Here is a 16799-nt window from a genome sequence, read left to right on the forward strand (position 1 = left end):
CGCCGCCCGCACACGCTTGCCGTGCTTCAACGCATTGTTATGCAATTCTTCGTAGCATGACCCGATCCGCCGGCATCGCTCGCGCGCCGCGCGGAACCGTTTTAGAGGAGAGGTGGCCATGCTGTCCGCAGGCGATGAGCGCGCCAGAACGGCATTGGGCGCCCTCATGGCTGCTCTCCTGTATGTGCTGAGCGGATCCACCGCAGCCGCGCAGGGCGACGACACGGTCGCCGTTCCCGCCGTGGTCGTAGCGCCGGCAGAGATGCGGGACCTGCGGGAACGCGCCACCTTTACTGGCCGGCTCAGGGCGATCCAGCGGGTGGATATCCGCGCCCGCGTCTCGGGGTTCGTCGAGGAGGTGGCGTTCACCGAGGGCAGGCGGGTGGAAGCCGGCGCCGCGCTCTACCGGATCGAGGACGATGTGTATCGCGCGGCTGTCCAGCAGACCGAAGGCTCGATCAGCGCCGCCGAAGCGCAGCTTGAGTTGGCAAAGCTTCAGCGCGACCGCCAGCAGACGCTCGTCGAGCGGGGGACGGGCGCCCCGGCGCAGCTCGATATTGCCCAGGCCGAACTGGGCAGAGCACAGGGCGAATTGGAGCGTCTGAGAGGGCTGCTCGCGCAGGCCAAGCTCGATCTTTCCTACACCACGATCACCGCGCCATTCGACGGAATCACCGGCCTGAGCAACGTCGATGTCGGCGCATTCGTCAGCCCGGAAACCGGCGCGCTGACAACGCTTACGCGGCTCGACCCGATGCAGGTCGAGTTCCCCGTGGCAACATCTCAGGTTTTGCGGTTCCGGCGGCAGCGCGCCGCAGAGGCAGCGGGTCGGGCGCCGAGCGTGCAACTTGGCCTGCCGGACGGCACCACCTATGCTCGCAAGGGCGAGATCGACTTCGTCGATACCAAAGTCGACCGCGGTACTGACACGGTCACGGTCCGCGCTCGCTTCGACAACCCCGATGGCGTGCTGCCCGACGGTGCGCTAGTCACCGTCATGCTGGAAGCTGGCGAGGAACAGCTCGTGCTCAGCGTGCCCCGGCGTGCAGTGCAGAGAGACCAGGAAGGCGCTTTCGTTCTCGTCGTGAACAGCGAGTCCAAGGTGGAGCGGCGGCGCGTTGAGGTCGCGCGCACGACGGCGGGTCGCGCCGTGATCGGCTCGGGCCTTGAGCAGGGCGAACGCGTCATCACCGAGGGCATCAACAAGGTCCGGCCGGGCATCGTCGTCGACGCCGCGCCGGCTGCGGGCGGCTAGCTGGATGATCTCAGCGGTTTTCATCGACCGTCCGCGTCTCGCGGCGGTGATCTCCATCGTACTCACGATCGCCGGCCTGATCGCCCTGACGCGTCTGCCAGTCGCGCAGTTCCCGGAAATCGTGCCGCCGCAGGTCACGGTCACGGCCAACTTCCCCGGCGCGGGCGCGGACGTGGTCGAGTCCACTGTCGCCCAGCCGATCGAGCAGCAGGTCATCGGCGTCGACGACATGATCTACATGTCCTCGACAAGCGGCTCAGACGGCAGCTACCGGTTGACAGTCACCTTCGCCGTGGGCACCGACCCGGACATCGCCACCGTCAACGTTCAGAACCGAGTCGCAGCGGCCGAGGCGCAGCTCCCCGAGGAGGTGCGCGCCACCGGCGTGACCGTGCGCCAAAGCTCCAACGCGCTCTTGCAGCTTATCAGCATCTATGACGAGAGCGGCGAGCGCGACGCGATCTTCCTGTCAAACTACGCGACGATCAATCTCGTCGACCCGCTCAAGCGCGTGTCCGGCATCGGGGATGTCAACGTTATCGGCGCGCGCGACTATGCTATGCGGATCATCCTCGATGTTGACCGACTCACCAGCCTCAACCTGACGCCCGCCGATGTCGTGCAGGCGCTGCGCGAGCAGAATGTGCAGGCCGCCATCGGCCGGGTCGGCGCGCAGCCGCTGACCGAAGACCCCGCGTTCCAGCTGAACCTCGTGACGCAGGGCCGGCTGAGCGACCCGGAAGAGTTCGGCAACGTCGTGCTGCGCGCGCGCCCCGATGGTTCTTTCGTGCGGGTGCGCGATGTGGCGCGGGTCGAGCTTGGCGCGCGCAATTATGACGTAATCGCCGCCTTCAATGACCGGCCGACGGTGCTGATCGGCATCTATCAGTCGCCCGGCGCCAACGCGCTGCGCATCGCGGATGGCGTGGAAACTACGCTGGACCGGCTGTCGGCAAACTTCCCCGAGGGCGTGCGCTATGACACGACCTACGACCTCACCACCTTCATCGAGGCCAGCATCAGCGAACTCCAGATCACGCTGTTTCAAGCCTTCGTGCTGGTGATCCTGGTGGTGTTCATATTCCTGGGCAGTATCCGCTCAACGCTGGTACCGGTGGCCGCCGTGCCCGTGTCGCTTATCGGCACTTTTGCCGTCCTGCTGGCGTTCGGGTTCACGCTGAACACCATCTCGCTGCTCGCGCTGGTGCTGGCGATCGGGACGGTGGTGGACGACGCCATCGTTGTTGTCGAGAACGTCGACCGCGTGATGGCCGAGAACCCCGGCATGTCGCCACGCGACGCCACGCGCCAGGCCATGCAGGAGATCACCGGACCGGTCATCGCCACGACCCTAGTGCTACTGTCCGTGTTCGTGCCGGTCGCGTTCATTCCCGGCATCAGCGGGCAGCTTTTCCAGCAATTCGCGGTTGCGGTCGCGGTTGCGGTGGTCATCTCCTCGATCAACGCGCTGACGCTCAGTCCGGCGCTCTGTGCTTTGCTGCTGCGCCCGCGCAGTGGCCCGCCGCGCGGCGTGATGGCGTGGATTTCGCGGCGCATCGACGACGCGCGTGACGGCTATACGCGGGTGGCCGGATGGCTCGCGCGCAAGGCGCTACTTGGTCTGTTGCTGCTTGTGGGCGCAATCGCGGCGAGCGGCCTGCTTTTCACCGTCGTGCCGACCGGCTTCCTGCCTGCTGAGGATCAAGGCGCGTTTCTCGTCGAGATGCGCCTGCCGGAGGGGGCTTCGGTCAACCGGACCGACGAGGTGCGCCGCGCTTTCGTCTCAGAGCTGCGCCAGATCGAGGGCGTCGAGGCGGTCGTCAGCGCCGCCGGGTTCAGTCTGCTCGACACGCTGGCCGTATCCAACACGGCCTTTGCCGCCGTCACGATGAAACCCTTCGCTGAACGGACCCAGGCCAGCCAGAGCGTGTTCGCCGCCATCGCAGAGGCGACGCGAAAGGGCGCGGCGGTGCGCGAGGCGGAAGTCTTCGCCTTCAACCTGCCGCCGATCATCGGGCTGGGCACCGGCTCGGGCTTCGAGTATCAGCTCAATGACCTTCAGGGCCGCGACCCGGCAGACCTCGCCGCCGTCGCGCGCGCCGTTATCATCGCGGCGAACCAGGACCCTCGCCTGGGCCCGACCTTCACGACCTTCTCAGCCGACACGCCGCAGCTTTTCCTCGACATCGACCGCGAGCGGCTGCAGGCGCTGGGCGTGCGCGTCAGCGATCTCTTCACGACGCTGGGCGGCACCTTCGGCTCGCTATACGTCAATGACTTCAACCTGTTCGGCCGATCCTGGCAGGTGCGGATGCAGGCGCAGGAAGCCGATCGCGCCGCTATCGAGGATCTCAACAAGCTCCATGTGCGCAACCGGGACGGCGAGATGGTGCCGGTCGCGGCGGTGGCGACAGCCCGCTACATTCAGGGGCCGCAGTCGATCAAGCGCTACAACAACTATCGCTCCGTGACGATCACTGGCGGACCGGCGCGCGGCGTGGCCTCGGGCGAGGCGCTGGCAGCAATGGAGGAGATTTCCGCGGAAACCCTGCCGCCCGGCTTCGACTATGAATGGACCGGAACGGCGCTGCAGGAAATCGAGGCGGCTGGCCAGACAGCCATCATCCTCGCCTTCGCGGTCCTGTTCGCCTACTTGTTCCTCGTCGGGCTTTACGAGAGCTGGGTGATCCCCGTGCCGGTGCTGCTGACGGTCGCCTTCGGCGTGGCGGGCGCGCTCGGCGCGCTGCTGATCGCCAACCTGTCCTTCGACATTTACGGGCAGATCGGGCTTGTCATCCTGATCGCACTGGTGGCGAAGAACGCCATCCTGATCGTCGAGTTCGCCAAGGCGCGGCGGGAGGAAGGGATGCCCATCGTGGACGCGGCGATCGACGGGGCGCGCACGCGCTTCCGCGCCGTGATGATGACCGGGCTTTCCTTCGTTGTCGGCATTCTGCCACTGGTGTTCGCCTCGGGTGCGGCGCAGATCACCCGACGCACAGTCGGCACGTCGGTCGCCGGCGGCATGATCGTGGCGACGCTGATCGGCGTGTTCGCCATCCCGGCGCTCTACGTGGTGTTCCAGTGGTCGCGCGAACGGGCGAAGAAGGCGCTTGGCGTCGGCCCGCGCGCAGCGGGCAAAACCCCGGCCGACGACAGCCCTGCTTAAGCCTTCAGATCCTTGGCGATGATATGCCCCGCGCGGTCGCGCTTTGTCTCCAGATAGGAGACATTGTGCTCGGTCGAGCGGCCCATGACGCGGTGGCTCGACGCGACGTTCAGCCCTGCCTCGCGCAGCGCCGCGACCTTCTCCGGGTTGTTGGTCATCAACCGCACGCTGGTGAAGCCCAACTCGCGCAGCATCGCCGCGGCGAAGTCGAACCGGCGCTGGTCCAGGTCGAAGCCGAGGATTTCATCGGCCTCGTAGGTGTCGTAGCCCGCGTGCTGCAGCCTGTAGGCGCGAATCTTGTTGGCGATACCGTTGCCCCGGCCCTCCTGATCGAGATACAGCAGCACGCCGCCACCCATCTCGGCCATGCGCTTGACTGTGCTGCGAAGCTGGTCGCCGCAGTCGCATTTCAGGCTGGCGAACAGATCGCCGGTCAGACAGGCGGAATGGATGCGCACATAGACGGCCTCGTTCGGATCGGGGCTGCCAACGATGACCGCGACCTGATCGCGCATCCCCTCGCCGCCGCGAAACACGACAAACTCGGTATCGCCAACATCCTCCAGTGGCACCGGCGCGCGCGAGACGATGTGCGGCGCGGTCAGCACGTGCTTGCGATAATGCTCGATTGCCGCGGTCTCGATGGTGACGACGCCGGACAGGTCGGGTTTGCCCTCGATCGGCACGACGACCGCAGCGGGCAACAGGTAGGCCAGCCGAACCAGTTCCAGGCCGGCTGTCTCAGTGCGACACGCCGAACGCGGTACCGCGCGCTCCAGCCGCGCATCGACCTGGCAGACGACATTGAGCAGCGCCTCGGCGTCGTCATCCTCGATTTCGATGCTGCCGGCTGTCTCCACGTCATGTCCCAACAGGCGCAAGCGTGCCGGCGAGAGGACCAGCCGAAGATCGGTCATGCCGGCTGTGCGCAGCTTCTTTAGCGCCTTGCTGTCGACGCTTTCGGCCGCGAGCGTCAGTGCCGACCCCTCTTCGCCTGATACGACGACCGGGCGCCCCGAGCGGATCTCGGCCAGCGCACGTTCGATGGCGACGGTGTCGGGATCGCCGAACAAATCCTGCAATGAAACCTCAGTCACGGTGATCGTCTCTGTCAAAATCGGTGCGCCGGCATTTCAGCCTTCCTTAAGCGAACACCACACACTTCCATGTGGTCTTTCTTACAGCTGCAAAAAGTCGGCTGTATGTCGGAAGCACCCGCCCCATTATAATGCTGCAACATCGTTCCGGATCAGTTAGCAGCCGAAAGTCCCGTCACGCATGACCGTTGAACCGTTCGACAGCCCCCTGGCCTGCCTGACCGCCTGCGATCCCGCGCGGCCATTCGTGATCGCGCAGCTCGGCCAGACCCTGGACGGACGCATCGCCACGCAGACCGGTGCCTCGAAATACATTAACGGCGCGGGCGCACTCGATCACCTTCACTGCCTGCGCGCTGCCGTGGACGGCGTCGTTGTGGGCATCGGCACCGTGCTCGCCGATGACCCAGAACTGACCGTACGTCGTGCCGACGGCCGCAACCCGGCGCGCATCATCATCGACCCCAATGCGCGGCTGCCGCAAGACGCCAAATGCCTCACTGACGACGGCGCGCGCGTGCTGGTCATCCGGGCCCATGCCGCCGACTGCCCGGACCGTATGGAGCAGGTTCTTGTCAACCGCGAGGCGAACGGTCTTTGTCCCCGGGAAATCGTGGCAGCGCTGTTCGCACGAGGGTTCCGAAAACTGCTGGTCGAGGGCGGCGCGCAGACCATCTCGCGCTTCATCGAAGCCGGCGCGCTGGACCGGCTACACATCCTCATGGCCCCGATGATCATCGGCTCGGGCAAACCCGGATTGGTGTTGCCGCCGATCGACAGTCTATCACAGGCGCTGCGACCGCGCACGCACGCCTATCCGTTGCCCGATGGCGATGTTATCTTCGATTGCGACATGCGGCGAAACGAAGGGAGTGAACGCCATGGCGACGGCAACGGCAGTTGAGCGCGACTATTCGCTGGTCGCGAAAGTGTTGCACTGGCTGGTGGCGGCCTGTGTGATCTTCATCATCCCGGCCGGAATCGTGATGGTGAATGTTGAACTCCCGGATGCTACGAGGAACACGCTGTATAATCTGCACAAGTCCTTCGGCGTGCTGATCCTCGGGCTCATGGCTGTGCGCGTCGGCTACCGGCTGACTTTCGGCGCGCCTGCGGCGTCCGGCGCGCTGACGCCAACCCAGTACCTCGTCTCGCGGATCGTGCATTTCACGCTTTACGTGCTGCTGATTGCCATGCCGATCCTCGGTTGGGCGGGCACCTCCGCGTTCCCGGCGCCGGTCCCGGTTTTCGGTCTGTTCGAGATGCCCGCCCTGGTCGGCGAAGATCGCGAGCTGTCGAAACAGCTGCTCGCGATTCACGGGTATCTGGGCTTCTTCCTGACTGCGGTGGCCATCCTGCATATCGCCGCGGGTCTCTATCACGGCGTTATCCGGCGCGACGGCGTGCTGAGCCGGATGATCTAATCCGCAGGGGGCAGCGCCAGCAGGTCGACATGGCCGATGATGGCGGCGTCGGCATTAGCGCGGGCGGTCCTCCAGTCGTGGGCGGTCGCGGCGTCGATCAGGCCGGTCTCGCGGGCGGCCTGCGCAGTTCCGTCCGCAAGTGCCGCGATGAGTGCACGGTCGGGGGCCTCCAGCCGCCACGGGCTGGGCGCAGCATGAACGTGATAGCCAGCCTCCGCGAAGCGGCGGATCAGCAGGTCCGCGGCGTCTGACCCGGCCGCCGGCCCGAAGCCCTTGTCGCCCCGCTGGTGCTGCCGAAACGCCGCGTGTACGGCGTTGTCCGCTTCATGCGACGGCATCCAGACCTCCTCGCCGTCATAGATCAGGACCGTATAGAACACCGCCCCCGTGGCGGCGACCGTCTCGACGAAGCGCGCAATCCACGCCGGCGAGACAAGATCGAAGAAGGCTGCCGCCGTTATGAGATCGTCGTTCGGCTCGATCACGGCGGATAGATCGCTGCTGAGGTCCGCCTGCTGGAAGGTGATGTGAACCTGCTTGCTCTGGGCGACCATGTGTAGATCGCCCTGCGGGTCGCCCGCCGCCGCGCCCCACTGCGCCATGCGCGCGCGCGCCGCCGCCAGCAAGTCCGGATCGTTATCCACGAAGCGCCAGTGCTGCACGCCGGGCAGGTGCGCGGCAAGCGCGCGGGCGTTCGCGCCGGTGCCGCAGCCGAGATCGACAATGCGCAGTTCCTCGCGCCCTGCGAAATGATCAGCCAGCCGCGCTTCGAGGTCGGCGTCGCGCGCACGCTGGTCCGCCTCTTCGCGCAGATCGAGCCAGTCGGTCGAAAAGCCGGTCATTGTTCGTGCGTCTCCCGGATCGCCTCGGCCACCCGCCGCGCCGTGTCGTCCCAGGAGGGCAGGCCCCGGGCATGGGCGAACGCCGCATCGCTGAGCGCCAAGCGCTCCGCCGGATCGTCCAGCAGCTTGCGCAGCGCCTCCGCCAGCGCCGCCGGGTCGTCCGGCGGTACCAGGACACCCGCTTCCGGCGGCACCGTCGCCGGTACCGCTCCTGCCGCTGCCGCAACGACCGGCAGTCCGCGGGCCATCGCCTCCGTGAATGCCATGCCATAGCCCTCGTACCGCGAGGGAAGCACGAAGATGTCCGCGCTGCGATAAACATCGTCCAGAGCCGCCGGTTCCAGCGCACCGCTCAGCGTGATGCGCTCCGACAGGCCGAAACGCTCAATTTGCGCCCTCAGAGCAGCCGCCGTCGCTGGATCGCGGTCGAGACTGCCCGCAATCGTGCAGCGCCACGGCCGATCCGCCAGCTCGGCAAGCGCCGCGACGAGCACGTCAAAGCCCTTGCGAGGCACGACAGCGCCGACGCCAAGCAGATGCGGAACCTCGCCACCGCCCGCTGCACGCTCCGCCCGTTCGGTGCCCGGAATCGCCACGCTGAGTCTTTCAGCAGGCACGTCGAAGTCCGCGCGCAATGTCTCGGCTGTCGTCTCGCTCGTTGCCACGACGCGGCGCGCACGGGCAAGTGCCCGCCGCTCCGTCTCGATCAACCGCGCGCTTTCCTCGGGCGACAGGCCCGTCTCCAGCCCCAGCGGATGATGCACCAGCGCGACGAGGGGCGCAGCGATCCGCGCGATCACGCTTTCCGGCAGCGCGCCGAAAGCCAGCCCGTCGACCAGCGCGACCTCGCTAGCCGGAATGGCTGCAAGCGCATCGCCCGCTGCTTGCAGCGCGGCATCGTCAGGGAAGGGAAAGCCGCCCGGCAGCGCCAGGTGGCGCGCCGTGACGCCATGGTCGCACAGCAGCGGCAGGATACGCCGCGCATAGGCGTAACCGCCGGTCGGCGCATTCAGGTCGCCGGGAATCGCGAAGGCGGCGGCTATCACGTACCGACCCGCCCTTCATAGGTCGCCGCGGCGTTCGGCGTCTCCTGCAACGTCACGCGGATCCGTTCCAGCCCCTCCGCGCCGTCGCCCAGCCGACCGTCGCGAACGGCCAGCGCGAACTGATCGAAGATGTGCCGGCAGAGAAACTCGGTCGTCGTGAGCTGCCCCGCGAATTCCGGCTTCTCATCCAGATTGGCGTAACGGAGCGGCGACAGCACCTCATTCAGCACATCCAGCGCGCGTCCGATGTCCACGACGACGTTGTTTTCCGTCAGTGTTTGGCGGAAGAACGCCACGGTGATGACGAAGGTTGCGCCGTGCAGGTTCTGGGCGGGGCCAAAAAACTCCTTCTTCAGGCTGTGCGCGATCATGATGTGATCGCTGACTTCGACGGAATACATGGCATCTCCTAAGAGGCTTGCGGATAACGGATCACGGTAGCAAGGCCGGGGGCGTCCGGCGCAAGCAGCCGCGGGAGTTCGTGTGGCAGGTCGTCGAACGCCACCTCTTCGGTGATCAGCGCGTCGAGACGCGGATCGTCCAGCAGCGCCAGCGCCTTTTCCAGTCGACGGCGGTGGCTCCAGCGCGCACGGTGCGACGGCGCGACATGGCCGACCTGCGACGAGATCAGTTGCAGCCGCTGGCTATGGAACGCCTCGCCAAGCGGCAGGCTCACGCTTCGGTCGCCGAACCAGCTCATCTCGACGATGCGCCCTTCGAACCCGGCGCAGTTCAGCGCAAGGCGAAGCCCCGCCTCGCTCGCGCTGGTGTGGAATACAACATCGGCGCCGCCCGGCACGTCGTCGGGCGCGAAGAAATCAGCGCCAAGAGTCTGGGCCAATCCGGCGCGCTCCGGCCGCACATCGACCAGCCCCAGACTCACGCCCGGCATCCGCGAGAGGATCGCCGCCAGCAGCGCCCCGACCACCCCGGCGCCCACGATCAAAACATTGTGACCCGCCGTGACGCCGGCATCCCAGACACCGTTCAGGGCGGTCTCCATGTTTGCTGCCAGAACCGCCCGCCGGGGTGGCACACGCGCTGGCACAGGGACCACATCCTCGGCGCGCGCAAGGATCTGATCCTGATGAGGAAAAAGCCCGAATACGGTTTTCCCAACCAGCGCCTCTGGTCCGCTCTCGACGACGCCAACCGCCGCGTAGCCGTATTTCACCGGGAACGGAAAATCCCCCTCCTGATGGGGCGCGCGCATCCTGTGCCATTCGCTCTGCGGCAATTTGCCCTCGAAAACAAGGCGCTCCGTCCCACGGCTCAGACCCGTAAAAAGCGTCAGCAACCGAATTTGCGTCACATCCGGGTCATGATCCGTTAGTAACGCTGTTTGTCGAAGCACGGCCTGCTGCGGTGCAACGTAGTATAATGCGCGTGCGGGCTGGCGATCAGATCGTCGCGTTTCGGCGTCCATAAGCCACCTACACTGTCGTTTTTCCCGTGCTCGCCCTGCGAAGCGCGCCATCCACCGTGATTCTAGCCGGGGGCTTAGCTAATCCATGTCCGAACTTACAACACCGCACTGCACAACAGCCAAGGACGAGTCCGCGCATCTCACGCCCGCCGGCTTGCAAAGCGCGTCCACGCTCAACCGCCGCCGCGTCACCATCACCGCTCTCGTCGGCGGAACCGTTGCTGTCCTCACCGCGCTGTGGGCGCATCTGCTCGGCGCGAACGGCTTCGATGTGCTGGATGTCGGATTGATTGCCTGCTTCCTCATCTCCGCCCCCTGGACGGTGCTCGGCTTCTGGAATGCAATTATCGGGTTCTGGCTGCTGCATGTCGACAAGCGTTGGCGCGCCAGAGTGGCGCCTTATCTGGCGGCGGGCAACAGCGATGCGCCGATCAACGCAAAGACCGCCGTTCTCATGACGCTGCGCAACGAGGATCCGAAGCGTGCGCTCGCCAAGCTGGAGCGGGTGCGGCGCAGCCTTGATGCGACGGGGTTCGGCCGGCAGTTCCACTTTTACGTGCTCAGCGACACCTCCGATCCCGAAATCGCCGCAGAAGAGGAGAAGCTGGTCGCCGACTGGCGCGCGGGCCTCGTTGGGAAACATCACATCGTCTACCGCCGCCGCAAGGAGAATACCGGTTTCAAGGCCGGCAACATCCGCGACTTCGTTGAGCGCTTCGGCGCGGACTATGACCTGATGCTGCCACTGGATGCCGACAGCCTGATGTCCGGACCGGCGATCCTGCAGATGGTACGGATCATGCAGCGACATCCGCGCCTTGGCATCCTGCAGAGCCTCGTCGTCGGCACGCCCAGCAACAGCGCCTTCGCGCGCATCTTCCAGTTCGGCATGCGCCACGGGATGCGCTCCTTCACCATGGGCAGCGCTTGGTGGCAGGGCGACTGCGGCCCGTTCTGGGGGCACAATGCGCTCGTTCGCGTCAAACCGTTCGCCGTGCACTGCCACCTGCCTGTCCTGCCGGGCGACCCGCCGCTGGGCGGCTACGTGCTGAGCCATGACCAGGTCGAGGCGGCGATGATGCGGGGGGCAGGCTATGAGGTGCGCGTAATGCCTGTGGAGGGTGAAAGTTGGGAAGACAACCCGCCGACGCTCCTCGACTTCTCCAAGCGCGACATGCGCTGGTGCCAAGGAAACATGCAGTATTGGCGGCTGCTCGGTCTGCCGCGCCTCACCCTCACGAGCCGGGTGCAGCTTTTCATCGCGATCATGATGTATCTAAGCGCGGCCGCCTGGATGGCCATGGTCACGCTCGGCGCCGTGAAGGCCGCGAGCGGCAAACTGGAAGGCCTTGATCCGGTGATCGGCATAGGCCTGTTCGTCACGGTCATCACCATGAGCTTGACACCCAAGATGACGGGGTTGGCCGATGCGGCGCTCGCGCCTGGCGGTGTGGCGCGGTATGGCGGTGCACTCCGCTTTTCCCTGGGGGCGCTGGTCGAAATCCTGTTCATGATGCTACTGGCGCCGGTCATCGCATTCGCGCTGACTGTCTTCATGGCCGGCCTGGTGTTTCGTCGCTCGGTGCGCTGGAACGGTCAGGCGCGTGACGCCTACCGCCTGACCTGGCGCACGGCGATCAAGGGGTTATGGCCACAAACGCTGTTCGGCGCGGCGCTCATCGCCGTGTTCGCCGTGTTCGTACCGCAAATCCTGCCCTGGATCGCGCCCATGGTCGTTGGCCTCCTGCTGGCCGTGCCGCTCGCGGTGCTGTCCGCCTCGCCCCAACTTGGTGCGTGGTTCGCCCGCTGGGGCGGCTGCGCCATTCCGGAAGAATTCGAGATGCCTGCAGAACTGCGCGATGACACCGCTCCTGCGCCTGTCGAACTGCTCGGGGAGATCGAGGCCAGTACCGCAAAAGAGCTCTCGCCCGTCTCCGCGGGATGAAATAGGCTGCGGCAATGGGTCCGCCGAAATTTCAGAGAGGACTGCGTGAAGCGGCAGGCATCACACGCTCGCTTTGGCAATATCACGCAAGCCTTGGCCGCGCCCGGCGGATGCGCGCCTTCTACCGCCTGTTCGTGCCGGCTGGCGGGCTTGTGTTCGATATTGGCGCGCATGTTGGGGACCGTGTGCGGGCGTTCCGTGCGCTCGGCGCCGAGGTCGTGGCGGTCGAGCCGCAGCCGCGCGCCTTCAAATGTTTGCAATGGCTGTTCGGCGGATCGGGATGCGTCCACCTGGTTAATGCCGCGGTTGCGGAGACGGCGGGCGAGGTGCTGCTCAACATAAATCTCGCCAACCCGACCGTCTCGACCGCCTCGCGCGACTTCGTCGCCGCCGCCGACGGGGCGGAAGGCTGGGCGGATCAACGCTGGGAGGAGACGCGAACTGTGCCGGCCACGACGCTCGACACGCTTATCGCGCGCTTTGGCCAGCCGGATTTCGTCAAGATCGACGTGGAGGGCTTCGAGGCCGCGGCGCTGGCCGGGCTGTCGCAGGCCGTTCCCGCGTTATCCTTCGAGTTCACAACCATACAGCGGCGCGTGGCCTTCCAATGCATCGACCGGCTGGAGACGCTGGGCGACTACCGCTATAACCTTTCGCTCGGCGAGAGCTTCGCGATGGAGTATCGGCACTGGCTGTCCGCGCGCGAGACCGCCGACGTGATCGCCGCGCTGCCGCATTCCGCGAATTCCGGCGACGTCTACGCCGTCCGCGACACGTCCTAATCGAACATTCGCCGCCGGGCCTCACGATAGGCGAGCCAGAAGGCTAGGGCAGAAATCGCTCCGAGGTAGGCGATATGCACGACGACTATCACCGGATCGAGCGGCGCGCCGGTCGTCAGCGGACGCACAATCGCGATCAGATGCGTCATCGGGAAGGCCCAGGCGATCACCTGAACCGGGTCGGGGAACCGGCTGATGTCGAAAAACACGCCGCAAAACACGAACATGGGCGTGATCCAGAAGCTGAAGAAATAGCTGAAATACTCATAGCCGTGCGCGTAGGTCGTTGCGAGCAACCCGAAGCAGGCGAAGCCGAGCGACGCGGCGAACACCAGCGGCAGCGAAATCAGCGCCCCCGGCAGTGACAGCACGCCACCCCACAGCCACCCGACGAGGATCACGCACGCGGCCGAAAGCAGCGCCTTCAGTGCCGCCCAGAGCACCTCGCCCAGCAGCAGTTCCGCCAGGCTCACTGGCGTGGCCATGATCGCATCCCAGTTGCCCTGTTGCTGATAGCGGGTGTAGGCGCCGATGGTCGTCTCGAAGCTGGCGGCGAACATCGCGGCATAGGCCGTCATGCCCGGCACCACAAAGGCGAGATAAGGCACGTCTCCCATGCGCTCGACGAACTGCCCCAGCCCCAGCCCGAACGCGAACAGGAACAGCAGCGGGTTCGCGACATTGGTCGCCAGCGCCGACCAGATCAGCTTGCGCCAGACGATGAATTGCCGGTGCGTGACGGCGAGGATGCTGCCGGCGTTAAGGCTGCGGATCGCCTGCATCACGTCTCCCGTAGCTGCCGCCCTGTCAGGCGCAGGAACACGTCCTCCAGGTTGGCCGGCCGGTGGTAATAACTCGTGTCCTTGGTCAGCGCGGGGCGGATGTCGTCCTGCTGCTGTACGTAGATGAGCACGGAATCGCCGATGTCCTCGCTGTCCCAGCGGCCGTTCTTCAGCGGCTCCGGAACGGGCTTGTCGATCTCATAGACGTGCCCCTTCACATGCCGGCTGATGAGTTCCTCCGGCGAGCCTTCATCGAGGATTTCGCCGTGGTCGATGATGATGATCCGGTCGCAAAGCCGCTGCGCCTCATCCATGTAATGCGTCGTCAGCAGCATGGTCTTGCCGCGCGCCTTCAAGGCGAGGAGCTGCTTCCAGATCATCACCCGCGCCTGCGGATCGAGGCCTGTGGTCGGCTCGTCAAGGATCACGACTTCCGGCTCGGCGATCAGCGCCCGGGCGATCACCAGACGCCGCTTCATGCCGCCGGAAAGCTGTGAGACGCGCGCATCGGCCTTTTCCTCCAGCCGCATGAATTCCAGCAGGTCGGGCACGCGCGCGTCGATCGTCGCCTCGGGCAGGCCGAAGTAGCGGCCGTAGATCTCCAGGTTTTCCTGAACGGAGACATCCGGGTCGAGATTGTCGGCCTGCGGTACCAGCCCGATGCGTGCCTTGATCTCGCGGCTCAAGCGATAGGGCGGCTCGCCGAACACGTTCAACTCGCCCGCCGTGACGGTGGACTGCCCGACGATCATGCGCATGATGGTGGTCTTGCCCGCGCCGTTCGGCCCGAGCAGGCCGATGCAGCGCCCCTGCTCCACCTGGAACGAAACCCCGCGCACGGCCTCCAGCGCGCCGAAGCGCTTGACCAGGTCGCGCGCGACGATCACCGGCGTGTCGTTATCTGAGGTGTCCTTTGGCGCGTTTCGCGCCGCCGCATCCTTTTTCATGATGACTGACAATCGGCGCAGAGCCCGCGCATCTCGACATTCATGGCGTCGACGCGGAAGCCGGCGCGGCGCGCGTTTTCGGTCAGATGCGCTTCGCAGTCGGTCAGGGTCAGCTCCACGGTCTTGCGGCACTTCTCGCAGATGGCAAAGCCGGCGGGGCCGGGATGCGGGCAGCGCTCGCAGGCCACGAACGCATTGAGCGTTTCCAGCCGGTGGACCAGACCCGCCTCCATCAGCTTGTCGAGCGCGCGGTAAATTGTGAGCGGCGCCTTCAGCCCGGCTTCGCGCACCTCCTCCAGGCCCAGGATTTCATAGGCCGTCATCGGCGTATCGCCGTGTTTGAGCGCGTTGAGCACAACGGCCTGGTTCTTGGTCAGCCTGGGCGTGTCAGACGGCATGATGATCCTCCGCGACGCGACTTGCGCGCCATTGCGTGAGGCCGCGCACGCCCAAGCTCGCCAGGAACAGCAAAAGCGCGGCGACGACGATCGTTGGACCGGCCGGCGTGTCCAGATAAAGCGAGCCGTGCAGCCCGCCGACCACGCCGACGACGCCGATACCCGCGGCGATAACAGCCATCGTCTCGGGCGTGGTGGCGAAATTGCGCGCGGCGGCGCCGGGAATGATCAGCAGCGCGGTAATCAGCAAGATGCCCACAACCTTCATTGTCAGCGCCACGACCGCGGCCACCAGCAGCATGAAGATGAAGCGCGCTGCCTCCGGGCGCAACCCCTCGGCCCGCGCCACATCGAAGCTGACGGTGTCGGCCAGCAGCCGCGTCCAGATCAGCGCCAGGACAGCCAGCGCCGCCGCCCCGCCGCCGTAGATGATCGCGATGTCCTGCGTCGTGACCGCGAGGATGTCGCCGAACAGATAGGCCATCAGGTCGATGCGCAGCCATGTCATGAAGGCGACGATCACCAGCCCGATCGCCAGGGTGGAATGCGACAGAATACCGAGAATGGCGTCGCTCGAAAGCGTGTTTGCCCGCTGCATGACCATCAGGCCCACGGCGACCAGCCCGGCGACGGCGAAAACGGCGAGGACCAGATTGATGTCCGCGAGAAACCCGAGCGCCACGCCTAAAAGCGCGGAGTGCGAGATCGTATCGCCGAAATAAGCCATCCGCCGCCAGACGATGAAGCACCCCAGCGGTCCGGCCGCCAGCGCGACGCCGCTCCCGGCGATGAGGGCGCGCATGAAGAAATCATCCAGCATCGCTGTCCTCCGCTTCGGCTTTTTCGGAGAGCGGCACGACCGAGCCGTCTGGCGCATGTGCGTGGTCGTGATGGTGGCGGTAGATCGCCAGCGTCTGCGCCGCGCGCGGGCCGAGCAGCTCGCGATAGGACGAATGCGCGGCGACATGCTCCGGCGATCCCTGGCAGCAGACATGCCGGTTCAGGCACAACACGGTATCACTCTCCGCCATCACGACGTGCAGGTCGTGCGAGATCAGCAGCACGCCGCAGTTCAGCCGCCGGCGCACATCCGCAATCAGGTCATACATCGCGATTTCGCCGCTGAAGTCGATGCCGCGCACCGGCTCGTCGAGCACCAGCAGGTCGGGCTTGCGCAGGATCGCGCGGGCGAGCAGCGCGCGCTGGAATTCGCCGCCCGAGAGCGACTGCACCGGCGCGTCAATGAGATGCGTGATCTCGACCTCCGCCAGCGCGTCGCGAATGGCATCATCGCTTTGGCGACTGGTCAGCGACATCAGCCGGCGAACGGTGAGCGGAAAGGTCCAGTCGATCGAAAGCTGCTGCGGCACATACCCGACACGCAGCCCCGGCGCGCGCCAGACCCTGCCGCGATCAAAGCGCATCAGGCCGAGGATCGCCTTTGCCGTGGTCGATTTGCCGCCGCCGTTCGGGCCGATCAGCGTGACGATTTCGCCGCGCGCGATGCGCAGATCGACGTCACGGATCAGCCAGCGCCCGCTCCGGCACACGGACAGGCCGGTCGCCTCCACCAGCGGTGCGCCCGGCGCGGCGTGCGGATGGCTATCAGTGCGGCTGTCTCTGGTGGTCAACAGGTTGAGCATGGCTGGGCCTCAAGCGCCGACGGGGATTGCCACGCCGCCGGCG

At 66.0% G+C, this 16799-nt stretch carries 16 protein-coding genes; 6 read left to right on the plus strand and 10 right to left on the minus strand.

Annotated features, from left to right (window positions below; all coding sequences use genetic code 11):
* The first annotated feature begins 166 nt into the window (after positions 1-166).
* Together BXY53_RS00305 and BXY53_RS00310 are read left to right on the plus strand one after the other, a co-directional pair.
* Positions 167-1255 carry an efflux RND transporter periplasmic adaptor subunit gene (locus BXY53_RS00305; RefSeq protein ID WP_245410304.1) on the plus strand — a complete coding sequence of 363 codons (1089 nt, stop codon included), beginning with the start codon at positions 167-169 and terminating at the stop codon, positions 1253-1255.
* Between the two features lie 4 nt (positions 1256-1259).
* Entirely contained in the window at positions 1260-4424 is a 3165-nt protein-coding gene (locus BXY53_RS00310; RefSeq protein WP_119059976.1) for an efflux RND transporter permease subunit, read from the plus strand.
* Here BXY53_RS00310 and ribA read toward each other — a convergent pair.
* Positions 4421-5521, minus strand: a complete 1101-nt coding sequence (gene ribA / locus BXY53_RS00315; protein ID WP_245410305.1) for a GTP cyclohydrolase II RibA — start codon at positions 5519-5521, stop codon at positions 4421-4423. The genes BXY53_RS00310 and ribA overlap by 4 nt on opposite strands.
* Positions 5522-5768: 247 nt before the next feature.
* Between ribA and BXY53_RS00320 the strand changes: the two genes are divergently transcribed.
* Positions 5769-6425, plus strand: coding sequence for a RibD family protein (locus BXY53_RS00320; protein WP_245410306.1), 657 nt, complete (start codon positions 5769-5771; stop codon positions 6423-6425).
* The gene (locus BXY53_RS00325) at positions 6403-6945 is read left to right on the plus strand and encodes a cytochrome b (RefSeq protein WP_119059978.1); all 543 of its coding nucleotides are present in this window, start codon (positions 6403-6405) and stop codon (positions 6943-6945) included. Before BXY53_RS00320 ends, BXY53_RS00325 begins: the two co-directional genes overlap by 23 nt.
* Here BXY53_RS00325 and BXY53_RS00330 read toward each other — a convergent pair.
* From BXY53_RS00330 to BXY53_RS00345, 4 genes are read right to left on the minus strand one after another with little or no spacing between them, the layout of a single operon-like run.
* Positions 6942-7787, minus strand: a complete 846-nt coding sequence (locus BXY53_RS00330; protein WP_119059979.1) for a class I SAM-dependent methyltransferase — start codon at positions 7785-7787, stop codon at positions 6942-6944. The genes BXY53_RS00325 and BXY53_RS00330 overlap by 4 nt on opposite strands.
* Positions 7784-8833, minus strand: a complete 1050-nt coding sequence (locus BXY53_RS00335) for a glycosyltransferase family 4 protein (protein ID WP_119059980.1) — start codon at positions 8831-8833, stop codon at positions 7784-7786. The genes BXY53_RS00330 and BXY53_RS00335 overlap by 4 nt, the downstream gene beginning before the upstream one ends.
* Positions 8830-9234, minus strand: a complete 405-nt coding sequence (locus tag BXY53_RS00340) for a 6-pyruvoyl trahydropterin synthase family protein (RefSeq protein WP_119059981.1) — start codon at positions 9232-9234, stop codon at positions 8830-8832. The genes BXY53_RS00335 and BXY53_RS00340 overlap by 4 nt, the downstream gene beginning before the upstream one ends.
* An 8-nt stretch (positions 9235-9242) precedes the next feature.
* Complete coding sequence (locus BXY53_RS00345) at positions 9243-10070, minus strand: zinc-dependent alcohol dehydrogenase (RefSeq protein ID WP_342634953.1); 828 nt, start codon at positions 10068-10070, stop codon at positions 9243-9245.
* Positions 10071-10344: 274 nt separating this feature from the next.
* Between BXY53_RS00345 and mdoH the strand changes: the two genes are divergently transcribed.
* Together mdoH and BXY53_RS00355 are read left to right on the plus strand one after the other, a co-directional pair.
* A complete protein-coding gene (mdoH, locus tag BXY53_RS00350; RefSeq protein WP_119059982.1) occupies positions 10345-12204 on the plus strand; it encodes a glucans biosynthesis glucosyltransferase MdoH in 1860 nt (619 codons plus the stop codon).
* 14 nt (positions 12205-12218) lie between these two features.
* Entirely contained in the window at positions 12219-12986 is a 768-nt protein-coding gene (locus BXY53_RS00355) for an FkbM family methyltransferase (RefSeq protein ID WP_119059983.1), read from the plus strand.
* Here BXY53_RS00355 and BXY53_RS00360 read toward each other — a convergent pair.
* The 5 genes from BXY53_RS00360 to BXY53_RS00380 are packed head-to-tail and all read right to left on the minus strand — an operon-like array spanning position 12983 to position 16756.
* Positions 12983-13768 (minus strand): ABC transporter permease, encoded by a 786-nt coding sequence (locus tag BXY53_RS00360; RefSeq protein WP_119059984.1) that lies wholly within the window; start codon positions 13766-13768, stop codon positions 12983-12985. The two genes, BXY53_RS00355 and BXY53_RS00360, sit on opposite strands and share 4 nt — an antisense overlap.
* Complete coding sequence (locus tag BXY53_RS00365; RefSeq protein WP_119059985.1) at positions 13768-14715, minus strand: ATP-binding cassette domain-containing protein; 948 nt, start codon at positions 14713-14715, stop codon at positions 13768-13770. The genes BXY53_RS00360 and BXY53_RS00365 overlap by 1 nt, the downstream gene beginning before the upstream one ends.
* Positions 14712-15113, minus strand: a complete 402-nt coding sequence (locus BXY53_RS00370; RefSeq protein WP_119059986.1) for a Fur family transcriptional regulator — start codon at positions 15111-15113, stop codon at positions 14712-14714. The genes BXY53_RS00365 and BXY53_RS00370 overlap by 4 nt, the downstream gene beginning before the upstream one ends.
* The gene (locus tag BXY53_RS00375) at positions 15103-15933 is read right to left on the minus strand and encodes a metal ABC transporter permease (RefSeq protein WP_119059987.1); all 831 of its coding nucleotides are present in this window, start codon (positions 15931-15933) and stop codon (positions 15103-15105) included. Before BXY53_RS00375 ends, BXY53_RS00370 begins: the two co-directional genes overlap by 11 nt.
* Positions 15923-16756, minus strand: coding sequence for an ATP-binding cassette domain-containing protein (locus tag BXY53_RS00380; protein WP_119059988.1), 834 nt, complete (start codon positions 16754-16756; stop codon positions 15923-15925). Before BXY53_RS00380 ends, BXY53_RS00375 begins: the two co-directional genes overlap by 11 nt.
* Positions 16757-16799: the final 43 nt, after the last annotated feature.

Origin of the sequence: Dichotomicrobium thermohalophilum (assembly GCF_003550175.1) — a bacterium.
Lineage (GTDB): Bacteria > Pseudomonadota > Alphaproteobacteria > Rhizobiales > Rhodomicrobiaceae > Dichotomicrobium > Dichotomicrobium thermohalophilum.

Bases quoted from the DNA above. Each gene is read 5' to 3' on its own strand.
- BXY53_RS00305 (WP_245410304.1), top strand. From the start codon at position 167: ATGGCTGCTCTCCTGTATGTGCTGAGCGGATCCACCGCAGCCGCGCAG.
- BXY53_RS00310 (WP_119059976.1), top strand. From the start codon at position 1,260: ATGATCTCAGCGGTTTTCATCGACCGTCCGCGTCTCGCGGCGGTGATC.
- BXY53_RS00325 (WP_119059978.1), top strand. From the start codon at position 6,403: ATGGCGACGGCAACGGCAGTTGAGCGCGACTATTCGCTGGTCGCGAAA.
- BXY53_RS00330 (WP_119059979.1), bottom strand. From the start codon at position 7,787: ATGACCGGCTTTTCGACCGACTGGCTCGATCTGCGCGAAGAGGCGGAC.
- BXY53_RS00340 (WP_119059981.1), bottom strand. From the start codon at position 9,234: ATGTATTCCGTCGAAGTCAGCGATCACATCATGATCGCGCACAGCCTG.
- mdoH (WP_119059982.1), top strand. From the start codon at position 10,345: ATGTCCGAACTTACAACACCGCACTGCACAACAGCCAAGGACGAGTCC.
- BXY53_RS00355 (WP_119059983.1), top strand. From the start codon at position 12,219: ATGGGTCCGCCGAAATTTCAGAGAGGACTGCGTGAAGCGGCAGGCATC.
- BXY53_RS00360 (WP_119059984.1), bottom strand. From the start codon at position 13,768: ATGCAGGCGATCCGCAGCCTTAACGCCGGCAGCATCCTCGCCGTCACG.
- BXY53_RS00365 (WP_119059985.1), bottom strand. From the start codon at position 14,715: ATGAAAAAGGATGCGGCGGCGCGAAACGCGCCAAAGGACACCTCAGAT.
- BXY53_RS00370 (WP_119059986.1), bottom strand. From the start codon at position 15,113: ATGCCGTCTGACACGCCCAGGCTGACCAAGAACCAGGCCGTTGTGCTC.
- BXY53_RS00375 (WP_119059987.1), bottom strand. From the start codon at position 15,933: ATGCTGGATGATTTCTTCATGCGCGCCCTCATCGCCGGGAGCGGCGTC.
- BXY53_RS00380 (WP_119059988.1), bottom strand. From the start codon at position 16,756: ATGCTCAACCTGTTGACCACCAGAGACAGCCGCACTGATAGCCATCCG.